Origin of the sequence: Caldicellulosiruptor diazotrophicus (genome assembly GCF_017347585.1) — a bacterium.
GTDB lineage: Bacteria > Bacillota > Thermoanaerobacteria > Caldicellulosiruptorales > Caldicellulosiruptoraceae > Caldicellulosiruptor > Caldicellulosiruptor diazotrophicus.
Map to the genome: position 1 here is coordinate 1,527,585 of NZ_AP024480.1, position 16,565 is coordinate 1,544,149.

17 protein-coding genes and 1 tRNA gene are annotated in these 16,565 nt (G+C 32.6%); 4 read left to right on the top strand and 14 right to left on the bottom strand.

What is annotated here, in order from left to right; all coding sequences use genetic code 11:
* Positions 1-27: 27 nt before the first annotated feature.
* Positions 28-909 carry a YicC/YloC family endoribonuclease gene (locus CaldiYA01_RS07380; RefSeq protein ID WP_207178338.1) on the bottom strand — a complete coding sequence of 294 codons (882 nt, stop codon included), beginning with the start codon at positions 907-909 and terminating at the stop codon, positions 28-30.
* Between the two features lie 173 nt (positions 910-1,082).
* On the opposite strand from CaldiYA01_RS07380, the gene CaldiYA01_RS07385 reads away from it, so the two are divergent.
* Together CaldiYA01_RS07385 and CaldiYA01_RS07390 are read left to right on the top strand one after the other, a co-directional pair.
* Positions 1,083-2,723, top strand: a complete 1,641-nt coding sequence (locus tag CaldiYA01_RS07385) for a hydantoinase/oxoprolinase family protein (RefSeq protein WP_207178340.1) — start codon at positions 1,083-1,085, stop codon at positions 2,721-2,723.
* A gap of 21 nt (positions 2,724-2,744) precedes the next feature.
* Complete coding sequence (locus CaldiYA01_RS07390) at positions 2,745-4,061, top strand: histone deacetylase family protein (RefSeq protein WP_207178342.1); 1,317 nt, start codon at positions 2,745-2,747, stop codon at positions 4,059-4,061.
* Between the two features lie 17 nt (positions 4,062-4,078).
* Here the strand turns inward: CaldiYA01_RS07390 and CaldiYA01_RS07395 are convergent, their stop codons facing one another.
* Positions 4,079-4,975, bottom strand: coding sequence for a damage-control phosphatase ARMT1 family protein (locus CaldiYA01_RS07395; protein WP_207178343.1), 897 nt, complete (start codon positions 4,973-4,975; stop codon positions 4,079-4,081).
* Positions 4,976-5,087: 112 nt separating this feature from the next.
* Between CaldiYA01_RS07395 and CaldiYA01_RS07400 the strand changes: the two genes are divergently transcribed.
* A tRNA-Thr gene (locus CaldiYA01_RS07400) sits at positions 5,088-5,162 on the top strand.
* 404 nt (positions 5,163-5,566) lie between these two features.
* Here CaldiYA01_RS07400 and CaldiYA01_RS07405 read toward each other — a convergent pair.
* From CaldiYA01_RS07405 to CaldiYA01_RS07415, 3 genes are all read right to left on the bottom strand, one after another.
* Positions 5,567-6,358: an ABC transporter permease gene (locus CaldiYA01_RS07405; RefSeq protein ID WP_207178345.1), complete on the bottom strand. Its 792-nt coding sequence runs from the start codon at positions 6,356-6,358 to the stop codon at positions 5,567-5,569.
* Positions 6,359-6,361: 3 nt separating this feature from the next.
* Positions 6,362-7,270 carry an ABC transporter ATP-binding protein gene (locus CaldiYA01_RS07410; RefSeq protein ID WP_238480492.1) on the bottom strand — a complete coding sequence of 303 codons (909 nt, stop codon included), beginning with the start codon at positions 7,268-7,270 and terminating at the stop codon, positions 6,362-6,364.
* A 294-nt stretch (positions 7,271-7,564) separates the two neighbouring features.
* Complete coding sequence (locus CaldiYA01_RS07415) at positions 7,565-7,870, bottom strand: hypothetical protein (protein ID WP_207178349.1); 306 nt, start codon at positions 7,868-7,870, stop codon at positions 7,565-7,567.
* Positions 7,871-8,218: 348 nt separating this feature from the next.
* Here CaldiYA01_RS07415 and CaldiYA01_RS07420 point away from each other — a divergent pair, with 348 nt between their 5' ends.
* Positions 8,219-8,629: a type II toxin-antitoxin system HicB family antitoxin gene (locus tag CaldiYA01_RS07420; RefSeq protein WP_207178351.1), complete on the top strand. Its 411-nt coding sequence runs from the start codon at positions 8,219-8,221 to the stop codon at positions 8,627-8,629.
* Between the two features lie 132 nt (positions 8,630-8,761).
* Here the strand turns inward: CaldiYA01_RS07420 and CaldiYA01_RS07425 are convergent, their stop codons facing one another.
* The 9 genes from CaldiYA01_RS07425 to iorA all read right to left on the bottom strand — a co-directional run bounded on the left by CaldiYA01_RS07425 (position 8,762) and on the right by iorA (position 16,442).
* Positions 8,762-9,346: a Uma2 family endonuclease gene (locus CaldiYA01_RS07425; RefSeq protein WP_207178353.1), complete on the bottom strand. Its 585-nt coding sequence runs from the start codon at positions 9,344-9,346 to the stop codon at positions 8,762-8,764.
* A 204-nt stretch (positions 9,347-9,550) separates the two neighbouring features.
* Positions 9,551-9,946 (bottom strand): CoA-binding protein, encoded by a 396-nt coding sequence (locus tag CaldiYA01_RS07430; protein ID WP_207178355.1) that lies wholly within the window; start codon positions 9,944-9,946, stop codon positions 9,551-9,553.
* A gap of 11 nt (positions 9,947-9,957) precedes the next feature.
* Entirely contained in the window at positions 9,958-10,602 is a 645-nt protein-coding gene (locus CaldiYA01_RS07435) for a hypothetical protein (RefSeq protein ID WP_207178357.1), read from the bottom strand.
* Positions 10,603-10,677: 75 nt separating this feature from the next.
* A complete protein-coding gene (locus tag CaldiYA01_RS07440; protein WP_207178359.1) occupies positions 10,678-11,058 on the bottom strand; it encodes a DUF4363 family protein in 381 nt (126 codons plus the stop codon).
* On the bottom strand, positions 11,055-11,741 hold the full coding sequence (locus CaldiYA01_RS07445; protein WP_207178361.1) for a YetF domain-containing protein: 687 nt from the start codon (positions 11,739-11,741) through the stop codon (positions 11,055-11,057). The genes CaldiYA01_RS07440 and CaldiYA01_RS07445 overlap by 4 nt, the downstream gene beginning before the upstream one ends.
* 69 nt (positions 11,742-11,810) lie before the next feature.
* Positions 11,811-12,782 (bottom strand): hypothetical protein, encoded by a 972-nt coding sequence (locus tag CaldiYA01_RS07450; protein WP_207178363.1) that lies wholly within the window; start codon positions 12,780-12,782, stop codon positions 11,811-11,813.
* Positions 12,783-12,788: 6 nt separating this feature from the next.
* Positions 12,789-14,036 carry a phenylacetate--CoA ligase family protein gene (locus CaldiYA01_RS07455; RefSeq protein WP_207178365.1) on the bottom strand — a complete coding sequence of 416 codons (1,248 nt, stop codon included), beginning with the start codon at positions 14,034-14,036 and terminating at the stop codon, positions 12,789-12,791.
* 56 nt (positions 14,037-14,092) lie between these two features.
* Entirely contained in the window at positions 14,093-14,653 is a 561-nt protein-coding gene (locus CaldiYA01_RS07460; protein WP_207178367.1) for a 2-oxoacid:acceptor oxidoreductase family protein, read from the bottom strand.
* Complete coding sequence (iorA, locus tag CaldiYA01_RS07465; protein ID WP_207178369.1) at positions 14,646-16,442, bottom strand: indolepyruvate ferredoxin oxidoreductase subunit alpha; 1,797 nt, start codon at positions 16,440-16,442, stop codon at positions 14,646-14,648. Before iorA ends, CaldiYA01_RS07460 begins: the two co-directional genes overlap by 8 nt.
* Positions 16,443-16,565 lie beyond the last annotated feature (123 nt).

Sequence of the window (16,565 nt, forward strand, 5' to 3'; positions counted from 1 at the left end):
CCGCTACTGCTCAAAACAAACTCACCTCTATTCAATATTTTGAACTTGTTCCCGGATTTTTTCAAGCTCATCTTTAAGACTTACAACACATTGAGAAATCTCAAAAATAGTAGACTTAGCGCCAATTGTATTTGTCTCTCTGTTCATCTCTTGAACTATAAAGTCAAGTTTTTTGCCAATACATCCTCCAACTTCCAAACACTCAGTAAACTGACTTATATGACTTTTAAGCCTAACAAGCTCTTCTGTTATATCACTCTTGTCAGCAAACAGAGTTATCTCCAGCATAAGTCTGTTTTCATCAATGCTCTTCAAATCGAAATATTCACTTACCCGTTTGTAAAGTTTTTCTCTGTAATTTTCAACCAAATCCTTTGAATACTCTTCTATTCTATTCACCAAAGCTTTGATGGTTTCTAATCTCATCAGAATATCCTTTTTAAGATTTTCACCTTCTGTTTTTTTCATTTTATCTAAATTTCGAAGTGCCTCTTCAATACAATCCAAAAGCTCAGATTTTACAGTACCAATGTCAAGTTCTTCAGTCTCAATCACAAGGGCATCTGGAAGTTTTATAAAAGTCGAAAGGCTAAAATCGTCCTGAATTTCTGAAAAGTTTTCTCTAACCCTATTTATTGCTTCTAAGTACTGCCTCATTATCCCTATGTTAGGAATAATTCTGTAGTCTTTTTCGCTGAAGCTTTTAAAATTAATATATATATCAACCTTTCCGCGGCAAATATATTGTGAAACCATATTTTTTATCTCATTTTCAAACTTGATAAATTCTTTAGGCATCTTCAAGTTTATTTCCAAATATCTATGGTTTACACTTTTTATGTCCACGCTGTACTCTCTCTCATTTATTATTCTTTTACATCCACCGTAGCCTGTCATACTTTTAATCATGATAATGCAACCAATCCTTTCAATGTTATTGTAAAAAAATCTTCATTCGAAGAAAATAAAAACTCTTACTTAACTACTATCTATTTTAAAGTATTTTTACCCATAAAATCAAGAAAGGGTTATAATATTAGTTGAAGTAAAATATACTTTTGAAAAGCAAGGTGAAGTTAAAAATGATAATAGGCCTCGATGTTGGTGGTACAACCATCGACACAGTGGCAATAGAAAATGGAAAAGTTGTTGCATTTAAAAAATTCGAACGTGGTAGAAGTTTAATAAATTCTGTATTAGAAAGTTTAAACCAGTTTGTATCTAAAGAGATGATTTCGAACCTTGAAAGAATAACACTCAGTACAACCGTCACCACTAACGCAATAGTTCAAAATAATTTGGATAAGGTTGGAATGATAATAGAAAACGGTATTGGAGCAAATCCTGAATTTTTGATGTGTGGCGATATGAATTTCTTTGCAGATGGATATATAAATAACAGAGGTATAGAGGCAAAACCAGTAAATATCGAAAGCGTAAAGAACGCTTTGCAAAGTTTTAAACGAGAAGGTATAGAAATCTTGGGCATTGTTGGCAAGTTCTCTGTTCGAAATCCAAAGCATGAACTTGCTATATATGAGGCAGCTAAAGAATACAACTTTAAATTTATATCAGTTGGTTACAAACTTTCTGGCAAACTCAACTTTCCCCGAAGAGTCTTTTCCACATACCTAAACTGTGCAGTCTACAGTACATTTAACATGTTCTATAAAAGTATTTTAACATTTTCACAAGAAAGAAAAATTCCTCTTGAAAAGATATTTATTCAAAAGCCAGATGGTGGAATTGTAAATTTGCAAGATATCGAAAACTTTCCGATATTCTCTATTCTCTCAGGCCCAGCTGCATCTGCTCAAGGCGGATTTGTCTTATCCAATTTTGCAAAAAATGCAATCGTAATTGACATTGGTGGAACAACAACTGACATTGCGTTCTTGTCAGATGGCAATCTTGTTCTTGAACCATATGGAGCAAAAATCGGAAAGTATCCTACATTGGTAAGAGCAATATATTCACGATCTGTGGGGCTGGGAGCAGAAAGTATTGTTAAAATAGTAGATGATACAATTAAGATAGGACCAGAAACAAAAAGGTGGCATGAACAGGACAAAAATGAGTTTGCTACTTTGCATGATGTTCTTCAATTTTCAAGTTCACACCCTGGAAGTCCTGTAAATGCTCGTTTAAAGTCTTTATCTTCTCAGCTGAATATGAGCCAAGAAGATTTTTGTAAATTGGTGATAAGCAGGGCAGTAGCAATGATAGAAGAAAAAATGAAAGAGGGAATTGAGTACATCAATAATCTTCCAATTTATACCATAAATAAGCTATTGTACGGAGAGAAATTCGCACCTCAGAAGATAATTCTAATTGGTGGACCGGCTCAGCTTTTAAAACCTCATTTAGAGAACGAGCTTAAAATAAAAGTTGAAGTTCCAAAACATTACATGGTTGCAAACGCAATTGGTTGTGCGATTGGCTCAATCTCAAAAGAGTACAACTTAGTTGCAGACACTATCCAGGGCAAGATGGTAATCCCAGAGCTTAATATATATCAAAGTATTCCTGCAGATTTTACTATTGACCAGGCAAAGAAGGTTTTAATTGAAAAGGTTTTAGAGTACAGTGAAGCTAAAAATAAAGAGGATGTAGAGATTGTGGATGAACACTCTTTTAACATGATAAGAAGTTTTAAATTCTGCGGGAGAATGATTAGAATTAAAGCTCAGCTAAAACCTAAATTTTTAAATTTGAGAGATTGATTTTTTGAGGAGTGAAACAAGATGTTAAAAGCAAAAAATAGTTTAGGACTCATACTCTTTCCTGCCTTTGACTGGAGAATTTCTCCAACGCATCCTGAAAGAGAAGAAAGACTTTTGTATACAATTGACCAGATAGAAGAAGAGGGGCTTTTTGACTATGAAAATATAAAAATTTACAATCCAGAAATGATTGAGTCAAAATATATAGAAATGACCCATTTTTGCATCCCCGCTATTTCTTCAATTGTTACCGTATCTCACAAGATAGCTGCAGGCTCAGCAATAACTATTGCTAAAAAGGTTCTGTCAAAAGAAGTGGAAAAAGGATTTGCTCTCATCCGACCACCCGGCCATCATGCACACAGAATAACATATGGTGACAAAGGATTTTGTATCATAAATAATGAGGCGATAATGGTGGAATATTTAAGAAAAGAATATAAAATTAAAAAGATAGCAATAATTGACACTGACTGTCATCACGGTGATGGAACGCAGGATATCTTTTGGAACGACAAAGATGTCTTGTTTATCTCTTTGCACCAAGATGGCACAACCCTATATCCCGGAACTGGTTTTACTGACGAAATTGGCGGACCGTCAGCAATTGGTTATACTTTAAATCTCCCCTTGCCACCATATACATCTGATGAAGGATTTTTGTACTGCTTAGACAATCTTATTATCCCTGTTTTAGAAGAATTCAAGCCTGACATCATAATAAACTCAGCAGGGCAGGATAACCATTATTCTGACCCACTGACAAACATGAACTTTTCAGCACAAGGATATGCAAAACTCACAGAAAAGTTAAGCCCAAATATTTCTGTTTTAGAAGGCGGGTATTCTATTGAAAGTGCCCTCCCTTACGTCAATTTGGGTATAATATTTGCGCTTGCGGGTATTGACTATTCGAACATAAAAGAACCTGACTACAATCCTGAAAAACTTAAACAGTCTCAAAGAATAACTGATTACATCAAACGGCTTTGTGAACATGTATACAGTATATGGAAATCAAAAGAAGAATCAGAATACAAAATCAAAATGGCAAATCAAGATTATTATGTCAGAAAAAAATCCATTTATTATGACACAATGGGATTCAGAGAAAATCAGCTTGAAAAAATAAAAATCTGCAAAAAATGCTCAGGTCTAATATTAATAGACTCCCTTTGTTTGGGATATAGGGTTTTAGCCATAGTAATTCCACACGACGCATGTAATGACTGCGAAAATGAAGGTCACAAGCTCTTTGAAAATACTGAGGTTGGAGACTATTCTCATATACTTTTGCAGGATAAAAAGAGTTTTGAGCTTTTTAGAAAAACATCATAAAACTTCTATGGTTTGTTTTATTTTAAAAGATATTTCTCTTTTGTCTCTTTCAATTTCTCACCATTTATGAGCACCAAGCTGCCCTGCTTGAATTTTAGTTTTTTGGCTAAGTATTCACATTTTATTTTCAAAAGATAAAAAACATTTGATTGAACATCTTCAAAGTCATCCACAGTCTCAAAGTTTGCCTGCCCTTTTGAAATAATCACATCAGCAGTAGATATAAGATTTTTGACTTGCTCAGAGACAAAATCTTTGGGGACTCCTAAAAGCGCTGCTCCGCTCTCAATCACATTTGCAATCCTGTTCATGCCAACTTCCTCTGCATCTTCTAACGTAGCATCGTTAAGTACAGGCTTAGATTTTACAATGTAATAAACATTTTTCCCCATTTTATTTAAAATTTCTACCAATATCTTATCAAACACAATTTCACCTGCATTGTCACCGACAATTACAATATTTTTTGCCTTCTCAATCTTTTCCTTTAATAGAGGATAGTCATCAATCCAAAATCCAAAATCAAACGCGTGTTCTAGTTCTTTATCAATATCAAAATCTCTCTGAATTCCCAAGTCAATAACATTGCCTGCAACAGAAACTTTCAACGCTTCATAAAGAGTATCATCAGCTCTTTGTACCTTTTCTTTCACTCTTGGATACAGTTCAAGTGCCAGTTTGTTTGAGGATTTTTTCGCTTCATAATATGGGTCTGGATTATTTATAAACTCATATGTCTTTAGCAATACAAGTGAAGAGTTATACGCTGGTGAGTCAGAAGGCTGCAAAGTTTTTATGAAATCCATAAGATTATAGAGCACTTCTATCTTTTTTTCATCGGGAACTTTTATCATCTCCATACATGAAACTGCCTGTTTTAGGTAGCAGTGAATGCAATCAACAAGGCTCTTCAATTTAAAGATCACTCCTTTTGAAGTTAAATTATTTAGCCAAGCTACAAAATAAAGTATTAATAACTCTTGATTTGTTGTCAAGAAGAATATTATAATTGTATATGTCAGATACGCTCCATTAGCTCAGTGGCAGAGCAGTCGATTCGTAATCGACTGGTCGGGGGTTCGAATCCCCCATGGAGCTCCAAAAATATTAGAAAATCAAGATATTTCGCCTTATAACGTATCATAAAATTTTATAGAATTTTGCATTATGGATTAGCAAGAAATTTGCAAAACTGAAAAATAAGCGAGGCGGAGGGTATGTTGGACGAATAAAAAATAAAAACGATTTTTGGACATGATCAAGGCAATCTTTATACACTATTAAGTAAGCTCTATCTGTATGTGGGTTATAGTTAAAATCTTTTAAAGTTTGTTTGTAATCTTTAATATCCATATCAACACTCTCCTCAAAATTAATTAAATATAGTATTCTCCATTTTTTAATTTTCTTTCAAAAACAATACAATTCCATAATAAATACAAAAAGAGTACATATCGCCCAAAAAACCTTCTACAACTTTTTGACACTACCCTTTTATATGTTTATCATCTTTGGTCCCCCTGGTTCCACCAACATATTGTCAATATATATCCACCTAACGAAGTGATTAAAAGACACACATAGCTTAAAATATTCAATTCTCTCTTAAGTTCTTCACCTGCCATTCCAGAATAAATTGCTGGTATGGTCCACGGGAAATATTGACCAAATCCAAGGTAGGGTGCAAAATTTGCCAATAATAATACCATTATTAGAAAACCAAGTGGTGCCAAATATCCTCGTGCTCGTAAAGCAAAAAACGAAATTGGTGTTCCGAGACTTATCACCATGCTTACTACCACAAAATATTTCTTAACAATTGATAATATGATATCATAATCCCATCTGGGTAATTTTAAAATTAAGCCAACAACAAAGCTTAAAATTAAATCTGAAATTGCCAACATAACACACAACAAAAGATAGACAATATATTTAGAGTTTAAGATAACAGAGCGGGAAATAGGTAAAGAGAGCAAATCTCTATAAGTATTATCTGAGTATTCTCTACCAAAAACAAAACTTGCAACAAACCCAAATGCAATTATTCCAACCAACCCGGTTCCTTGAGTAAGAAAGGTACCAAGATACGAAACCCAATCTACGGGTATGGAAAGCGTTGAAGTTTTTATTCTTAAAATACTTGATTCTGGAATCAAATTGGGATTTTCTATTAAGTACATTATAACACCACCCATTATGGGTACTAAAGCGTAGACCATAAAAACTATCCACACAAATATCGATCTCTTAAGTTTTTTTAATTCAACAATAGTTGCTATTAAAATATCTGCCATTATTCATTCCTCCTCGTTTCTTATGGTTCTGATAAAGAAAGATTCTAAATCCTCTTCAAAAGGATAGAGTTTATACGGAGGCAAGTCATTATTTGTCAGGAACTTACATATTTCGTCAGATCTACTTAATGCTCTCTCATCTAAAATTTCAATTTCATTTTTGGTGTTTATAGACGGTACCCATCCTTTTTGCTTTAATAGTTCTATAGCTTTATAATTATCTTTTGTAGAAATCACTAATCTCTTTTTGAGTTGCTTTTCTAATTGCACAGATGTTAGTTCTTTTACAAGTTTTCCCCTATGAATAATTCCTATTTTTGTTGCTATCTTTGCAAGCTCGGCGAGAATATGACTTGAAACAAAAATTGTAGTTCCATTTTGAGAAAGCTCTCTCAGCATTTCTCTTACTTCAATTATCCCAATAGGATCTAATCCATTTAGCGGTTCGTCCAAAATTAGCAATTTAGGTTTATGGATTAACGCCTTTGCAAGTCCTAACCTTTGTAAGTTACCAAGTGATAAATTTTTTGCAAGTATATTCTGATACTCATTAAGTTTCAATTTTTCTATAATGTTATCTATAAGTGTCTTTTCTTTAAGTTTCCTTAACATAAAAAATAATTCCAGATTTTCTCTAACAGTAAGATTAGGGTAAGCATATGTGGATTCTACTATGTATCCTATATCATTCCACTGCTCAAAACCTTTAGCTATATCCTTTCCAAACAAAAATACTTTTCCATCAGTTGGTTTCATCATTCTAAGCAACATTCGTATTGTTGTAGTTTTTCCAGCACCATTCAAACCTACAAATCCGTAAATTTCACCCTCTTCTATCTCAATATTAACTTTATTAACAGCTATAAAACTTTTGAATTTTTTACTTAAATCTTCTGTGATTATTACTTTCATTTCTATCTCCTCCAAAAACATATTGCCTATTGAGTTGTGTGTATTTATCATACTTCCTCTTTTATTTGACTTTCTCAAAACTCATAAGATTTGAAATAGTTTCTCAATAAAAAAGATATTCAAAAATCTTTAACATCAATACTTTGTATCCCTTGTGTTTTTGTGTTCTCGTATTTTGAAATTTTACCACAAGGAAACATCTCTCTATCTCTCTCAAAGATATTTTTTCTTTAAAAGTTACATTCTTCTATGCAACAACTTCATCAAAAAAAAAGACATATTTAGCTCACTCACTTATTCAATTTCTTTTAAATAAAGCCATAAACATACGGGACAACATGGCATAAATACCCTCCTCACCACGGTATATTTTCTACCGTTAAATAATTCAATAATTTGTGATGTCTGATAAAGGTATATTTTAGCCCAATCCTCTTTTAGATCCAAATCTTCAAAACCATCATCTACGGTTGTAGAAAAACCATCTTTTCTTTCATACTTAATTGGTTCACCATTTTCATCAAACAGAAAAATTCTTATATACTTTTTTATACTTTCTTGTGGAGTAATATTATCATTTGTATTTTTATAATAAATCATAATAAAAACCTCCCCTAATAAAATGTAATACTACTTATATATTCTCCAAAAATGTAAGCTGTCCCTTTTAATTCCCATTAAAAATTTTTTCTTTACCCTTCTTTTTATGATTTAGATACATTATTTTTATTTTCTTACATAATTTCAACATAGCACATTAATACTTATGGCATTATAAAAGTTAAAAAAACTATTCTTAAATTTTTGATATAAAGTTTTTACACCTGTAATTAACACATGTTATAATACAGCTATAGAAGGAGAAGGTGAACTTGAAACCAAAGGAATTAATAAAAAATACTCAAAAAAGATGGATGGTATGAAGTTAGACAGAAAGGAAGTTAGATAATGGCAGATAAATACATTTTCCCATCTATTTTTGAACCGAGTGAAAATGGTGGATATCGTGTTACTTTCCCCGATTTACCTGGATGCATAACAGAAGGCAAAACACTTGAAGAAGCTTTATATATGGCTAAAGATGCTTTGGAATTACATTTATGTGGCTTAGAAGAAGACAACGAGGAAATCCCTGAACCTACTCCACCTGAAAAGTTAGATATTCCAAAAGGTGCTTTTGTTGTTCCAATTGTTGTTTATATACCACCAGTGAGAGAAGAAATGGCAAACAATAGTGTAAATAAGACTGTAACCTTACCAAGGTGGTTAAAGAAAGCTGCCGAAGAAGCTCATATTAATTTTTCTCAAGTTTTACAGCAAGTCTTAAAAGAAAAGCTCGGTATAAAAGACCGTAATTAGAAGGGCTGACTTCTCATTTTTTTAAAAGCCATTAATTCTTGGCTTCTCAAACAGATAACTGAGTTTCATTACTTTAGCTTTGTTTATTCCTCGGCAAAAAGAAAAAGAAAAAGAAGGTAAATTTGTTAGTTTTTACAACACCTCTTTGATTAGGGCAAAATCTATTTCAAGGTCTTCAAAGATACAAACCTTGACCTTGTCACTGAAGGTGTAAACTTCTGGCGGCAGATAATCTTCATTGTCTTTGAGTCTGTATACTAAAATTGTTTGGTTGTTTGGATTTACAATCCAATATTCTTTGACTTTAAACTGTGTGTAAAGATTGAGTTTTCGGATATAATCATGTGAAAAATTGCTCTCTGATACAACCTCAATTATCATCTCAGGAGCTCCAACACAGCCTCTTTCAGTAGTAAGTTTTTTCTTATCACATATGATTGATATATCAGGCTGGACAACATTTGTTGCTTTGCTCTCATCCTGCCCTTCCTCTACAAGGACAACATCAAACGGAGCTGTGTATAACTTGCAGGACTTATTAGAAGATTTGAGATAATTTTTCATCAATGTTGCAAGCTCTATTACAATTTCCTGGTGTACCCTTGACGGTGCAGGGCCCATATCATAAATAACACCATCAACAAGCTCTACCCTTGCGTCTTCAGACAGCTCAAGGTAATCTGCATAGGTATAAACTTTAGGTATCCTTGCTTCCATTTAAATCACCTTTTTCTTAGACTTTGTTCATAAGATTTAAATCATTTATTAGCTCTACTTTTCATAATGGAATTACATATCTTAAAATATTCTATCACATTGTAAAAAGTTTGTCTTCATCTTCACCTACTCAAAATAATCTAAAAACAAAAACCGCCATCTTATTTGAATTTACAACACAGATGGCGGTAAATCTTTTAAAAGTTATTTTTTGTGGTTTAACGCAACCAGAACACATGCATTGTAAATTGGAACTATGCTATTCTTTTCACATAGCTTAATTAACTCATTACTTTCGGCTCCTGGCTGAAACCAAATATACTTTACTCCTATTTTTATCGCCTGTTCAATATATGACTTTCCTTTTTCTGGTGAAACAATCATACTCATGCAATCTATTTTTTGATTTAAATCCAACAATGTTTTGTATACCTTGTCACCCTCAATCTCATCGTACAAAGGATTTATGGCAAATACCTTGTAGCCATTCTCTTTGAGCTTTTTGTAAACCATGTATCCATATTTTTGCTTATTTGGTGTTGCACCAACCACAGCCCAGTTTTTAAAACTCAAAGCTAATGCAATAGCTTTGGCATCCACATCATTCCACCTCATTTTCTGCTCATAATAAAGTTATAAACCACATCCAGCCTGCTATCATCAAATTCAAAAGTATCTTTCCCAATTGAAATCAAAAGTTTGTTACCCACAACATTCATCCTCAAATCTTCACCATATTTGTCTTTATACATTTTCTTTAGGCTGAGCATGAACTGTTTTACATTCTCTTTTCTATATTCGAACAAAAATTCATCAACAGCATCAACAATATCGTATTCTTTTATAATCACAGGGTCACGCAATACTCCTTCTCCACGTATTTCGATAGAGTTTGATTTTCGATCATATATAATCTTAAACTCGTTAGCTTTTGCTTCGTACATTAGTTCTTTAAATCCTTCTGAAACATTATAGGTAATAACAGAGAAAAATCTATCCGACGGATATATTATCCGGGAAATATCGATACAAGCTTCAATAATATTATCTATCAAATAAGCATCTAATTTTTCTGCTAAAGCTGCTTCTTTAAATTTTATCGCAAACTCATTATAATCTTTGTAAGGAATATTAGTAAATTTGTCTTTTTCAAGTTCTTTCAAATCTTCTACAAAAAAGTAAGCAAAACCTGCATTGCCGTTTTCTATGTCGTATTCCTCAAAGGAGTAGCCCATAACTAAAGCGTACCTTTTCATGGCTCTCCCCTCCAATCAAAAAACATTTCTTATATATTATATACCACTCAAACGCACATTTGTATTAAAAAATTTTTAAAAAATATTTTCAATCTTAAGTAAGGTCATTTCTCTAACATGACGAATATAAAATTTAAGGAGACCAATTTCACTTATCAAAAGAACGCGGTTTTGTTCTAAAAGATATTCATTTATTTTAGTAAGCTCTTCATCTATCTTATCTATTTCTTGATGCTCAATTAGCATAGCCCAGCTTTTTTTATACTCATTCCACTTCTTCACAATATCCAAGTAGTTTGACTTTGCAAGATAGTAGTTGTTTTCAATAACGTTTTCATACAAGTCAGACAGTCCACTTTCAATCTTCGCTGTAGCACCTAATATTATATGCATCGAAATTAACATAAGTACAGTTATTAAAATGAGAAAACCTCCAACTGTAGCCCATACCTTCATTTGTTTTTTTCCTCCTTTTTTTGAACAAACCAGTGGCCCTCAGGATCAATGCAAGCAAAAAAAACATCTTGTACTTTATCTATACCTCTTTTTTTAATCTCTACAAGTACCTGATCTAATGTCAGATTGGCGTACTTTAAAGACTCTTCTTTTAATTTGCCATCAACTATTATACTTATTGGAATTCCTTCATATTTTGTTGGTATCCCTAAATCAGCAGGAGTAACATATCTTTTTTGAGACTTTGGAATCACAGAAATATCTCCATCAGTCTCCAGTATGGCGTATTCTATGTCATGAATGTTGAAAAATCCTTTTATTCTCAACTGTTCCATAAGGTCATTTAAGCTATACTGTGTCTTTCTTAGTGCATCTTCTAAAATTTTACCTTTTGCTATCAAGATTGTTGGACTTCCACATACAAGTCTTTTTATAAAATCAGATTTCAAACTCCCAAATGTGATTAACGTTTGTAAAAATAAAAGAGTCAAAATAGGAATGATACCGTTTATAAGAGGAACCCCTGTGTTTTGCATCGGAACAGCCGCAAGTTCAGAAATCATTATAGTTATAACAAGTTCAAACGGCTGTAGTTCGCCCATCTGTCTTTTCCCCATAAGTCTCATAACTAACACAACCAATATATACAATATTAACGTTCTAATAAAAATGGTTATAACCATAAAAATACCCCTCTCTTTGGTATTTCTATTTGCTATCTTTGCCAAAGATAAGGGGTTTTATTCTTAATATTATTTTTTTGGACGTTGTCTATACCTTACCTTTTTAAACTGTTCTTTATTTGGTCTGCAAAATCCTATTGTAATCAAATACTTTTTGAAAACTTTGAGCTTAGTATATAAACAACTTTCTTTATTTACTTTTTCTATAAACTTTATAAGATAGCATATTTTTCTTTTATCTATTCCTTCATATAGCAAAAACTTTATTTTTCCTTTCAACTGAGTGATATTACCAAATTCAAGGATTATTTCAAAAATCTTGTACGCACTTTTTAGCTCGCGTAAATTCAAAAGATAAAAATACAAATAAATAAAAAGATGAATAACCTTTTCAAAAATGCTTTTATCCTTTCCTATTTCTGATAAAATTTCAATAGTTTTGCTACTCACAAAAATGGGTTCCAGCAAATTTTCATTAAAACGATTAGGGTACCTCTGGAGAAACTGTTCCAAAATTAAAAGCTTTTCATCAATTTCTTCTTTATTATTGTCCTGCACAGCCTTTTTTAAAGCTTTGAATAGAGTACTAAGAAAATTGATAGGATAACTGTTTTTATATAACACCCAAAAATAAACAATAACTATTGCTATGTTTGCTATCGACAGTATAATATCAAAGTTTATACCTTTTACTACCCATCTGTATGAAATTCCTATAGTGTTCACAATAGCAAGCATTAATATAATATGTGTAGTTGATAACAGCATCATCATAATTAGCATATCATTTAAACAAAGAGAAAAGATAAATGAACAAATCTTCTGAGAATATTTTACCCTCAGTACTCGCAGTACATATGAAATAGTAATTGTCACACTAAAAAATATAAATAGTTGCAATGCAAAAAGCCATGTGAGTAGTCTATTTGCACTGAGTTTGTCATAAGAAACTGAAGTTGGAGATAAGATGTAAATTACAACAACAAGTAAAATAGAGGAAAGCATCTGCTTCCCCCTATCTATTTTAATCTTTTTTATCATTTTTATTCAGCCTCTCAAATCAAATATGCGTTTTGTCTTCTTTTCACTTCGAGGAAGTTCACCTATCCTACACAAAATCACCTCAGGTGATACTCCTATTTTATTTTTAAACTCAGAAAAAATTAACTCTTTCATCTCAGACAAAAAATATTCATCTTTAACTTCAACCTTTAATGTAAGTTTATCCCTGTAATCAATTCTTTCTATAATTACTTGATATTCGCTTCCAACACCTTCTATATCCTTCAAAAATGTGTCTATTTGAGCAGGAAAGATATTAACACCTTTGACCTTTACCATATCGTCAGTCCTGCCAACAATCCTGTCAATACGCGGATACATAGAACCACAACTGCATTCACCTGGAATTTTACGTGTTATATCCCTCGTTCTGTACCTTATAAGAGGAGCACCTTCTTTTTTTAATGTAGTAATGACAAGTTCACCTAACTCTCCATCAGCCACATATTCTCCTGTTTGTGGGTCAATTATTTCAAAATATAGGAAATCATCAAAATAATGAAGACCCGTATGTTTTTTGCAATCTATCGCAATTCCAGGTCCATAAATCTCTGTTAGCCCATAAATATCAAAACTTTCTATACCCAGATACTCCTCAATAGTTTTTCGCTGTTTTTCTCCCCATCTTTCAGAACCAAATATCCCAACTCTCAAATGTATCTTGTCTTTTAACCCTCTTTTAACTACCTCTTCAGCAAGTAAAAGTCCATAAGATGAAGTTGCAACAATGACTGTTGATTTTAAATCCATCATCATCTGAAGTTGTTTTTCTGTATTCCCTGGTCCCATCGGAATTGTCATTGCACCCAGAAATTCAGCACCAAGCTGAAAGCCAATACCTGCTGTCCACAGCCCATATCCAGGGGTTATCTGAATTCTATCAAGCTCTGTAATACCTGCAAACAGATAACACCTTTTCATCATTTCCTTCCAGTCATCAATATCCTTTTGAGTGTATGGAATGATTACTGGCATTCCGGTTGTACCTGAAGAAGAGTGAATTCTTACAACCTTTTTCTCATCCACAGCCATAAGCCCTAAAGGATAAGCTTCTCTTAACTCTTCTTTTGTTGTAAATGGAAGTTTTTTGATATCCTCTATATCCTGTATTTCGCCCAGCTTTATTCCTGCTTCCTTGAATTTTTTCTGATAAAATGGGCTGTTTTTAAAAACATTTTCAAGCTGGTTTAAGAAAAGTTCATTGACATTTTCTCTCATCCTGACACTTCCCATAATCTCTTCTCCTCTCTTCTTTTCTCTTCTCAATTATATTGCTAATATATAGAATTTTAATATTTCTCATAAACTTTTTCAACAAGAATTTTATTCATTTCGTACATTGGAGGACTTAAGACCTGACTTAAAACTGTTAAAATTTCTTCTTTTGAAAAATGTAAAATTCCTTTTTTGCATATTAAAGTAAGCATTGTAATATTCTCTGCTTTTGGCATATTTAATTTAAAAGCAATATTACAAGCGTTTATTATAGTTAATTTTCTGAAATTTTTCTCAAAGTATTTGAGTATTTGTTGTTTTTCTAATTCTGAATTTTTAGGCTTTACAAATCTATCATTTAAAATAATTAGAGAATCCTTATTAATTTTGTTAATATTTCTTGCTGCTTCAGTTATTTCTAATCCAATTAAAATATCAGCTTCACCATCTGGTACAATTGGTCCAACATTATCTCCTACCCTGATATAACTCACAACAGAACCGCCTCTTTGGCTCATTCCTATGTTTTCAGCTGATTTTACATCAAAACCTCTATTCGTAAAAAGTTGGCAAATCACCCTTGAAAGCAGAATATTCCCCTGACCACCTATTCCAGCTATTATAATATCATTCATTTTCCATCACCTTTTCAATTGCATTATTGGGGCAAAAATTTTTGCAAAGTCCACAGCTCTTACATAAAACTGAATCTATAAAAATACTTCCATTTTCATCTTCATCTATCGCTGGACAGCCGGTAACATTAATGCATACCTTACATTTCAAACAGTTCTGATTTATTTTAAAGTAACTTTTTCTTGATTTTAGATTGGCACATTCCCTACGAAAGACTATTACCCCAAGTTCCTCGGTATTTAAAAATTCTCTAACTTTGTCTACATTTTCTGTGAAATCTGAGTAAGGGTCAATCACTAAAATTTTTTCAATACCTATTCCTTTTACAATATTTTCAATATTTACTTTTTTCCCTTCTTCTCCATAAATTTTCTTTCCAGTTCCAGGATGAGGTTGAAATCCTGTCATTCCAGTTGTCAGATTGTCTAAAATACATACAGTTATGTTATGCATATTGTAGTAGCTGTTTACAAGTCCTGTAATACCACTGTGGAAAAAGGTTGAATCTCCTATAAAGGCAATAATCTTTTTAGAAGCATCAGCAATTTTAAGACCTTGTGCCATTGTAATGCTTGCACCCATACAAAGACAAGTGTCTGTGGTTGAAATTGGTTTAGCAAATCCAAGGGTATAACAACCAATATCCCCCGTGAAGACTACATCTTGCCCTTTAGTTGCATATTTGACAACCAAAAAAGAATTTCTGTGAGGACAACCAGCACAAAGTTGTGCCTGCCTTTTTGGAATTTGTAAAATATCTGTAAGCGTATTTTCCTTTATATGTAGCTTGTTAGAAAATATTCTGTTTAAAATGTCTTTTACTTTGTCGACATCGAGTTCACCAGCAAATGGAACATAACCATTTCGCTTTCCATATGTTGAGATAATTCTACCATTCTCAAAAAGTATTAGTTTTACTTCTTCTTCTAAAACTGGGTCGAGCTCTTCAATGAATATTAGCATTTCTTTATCCTTTACAAATTCCAGTATAAATTCCTCATCTAAGGGATGTGGAATTGTAATCTTGAATATTGAAAACAAATCATCATAACCCTTTATAGCTTCTTTGACATAAAAATATGAAACTCCCCCTGTTATAATTCCTATTTTCCCTCTGCCTTCAATTTTGTTGTAAACAGAAAGTTCTTTTTTCATATTTTGAAGTTTTTGTTTTAGTTCAACATGTTTTATGTACGAAAGTGCAGGTAAAATAACCCAGTCTGGCTTTTTCACAAAGCCTTTAACCTTCTTCTTTTCTCTTTTAAATTCAAACTCAACTGACTGGTTGGAATGACAAACTCTTGTTGTCATTCGAAAAAGCACAGGCAACTTGTATTTTTCTGAAATCTCAAAAGCAGGTTTTATGAGCTCAAATGCTTCTTTTGGAGAAGAAGGATCAAAGACAGGCAGGTTGCAAAACCTCGCAAAGTTTCGAGTGTCCTGCTCTGTCTGAGAGGAATGAGGTCCAGGGTCATCTGCTACAAACACTATAAGTCCACCTTCTACACCCACAATAGTAAGCGATAAAAGAGGATCTGCTGCAACGTTCAACCCCACCTGTTTCATTGTAGCTACAGCTCTTGCTCCTGCAAGGCTTGCACCTGCTGCTATTTCAAGTGCCACTTTTTCATTTGTAGACCATTCTACATAAAAGTCGTCATCTTTAAAATTTTTTAATGTTTCTATAACCTCTGTTGAAGGTGTACCAGGATATCCAACCGCAACATTTACGCCATTGATAAAAAGAGAATATGCTACAGCTTCGTTGCCCATTAAGACTTTTTTCATTTTTATTTATCGCCCTCTCTCTACAAATATAAAGTTGACTTGTATTTTATTATACAGTAAATTTTATTTATTTTAAAATCGATTTTAAGATTAAAATTATATTCATTTGTAAAAAATACTAAG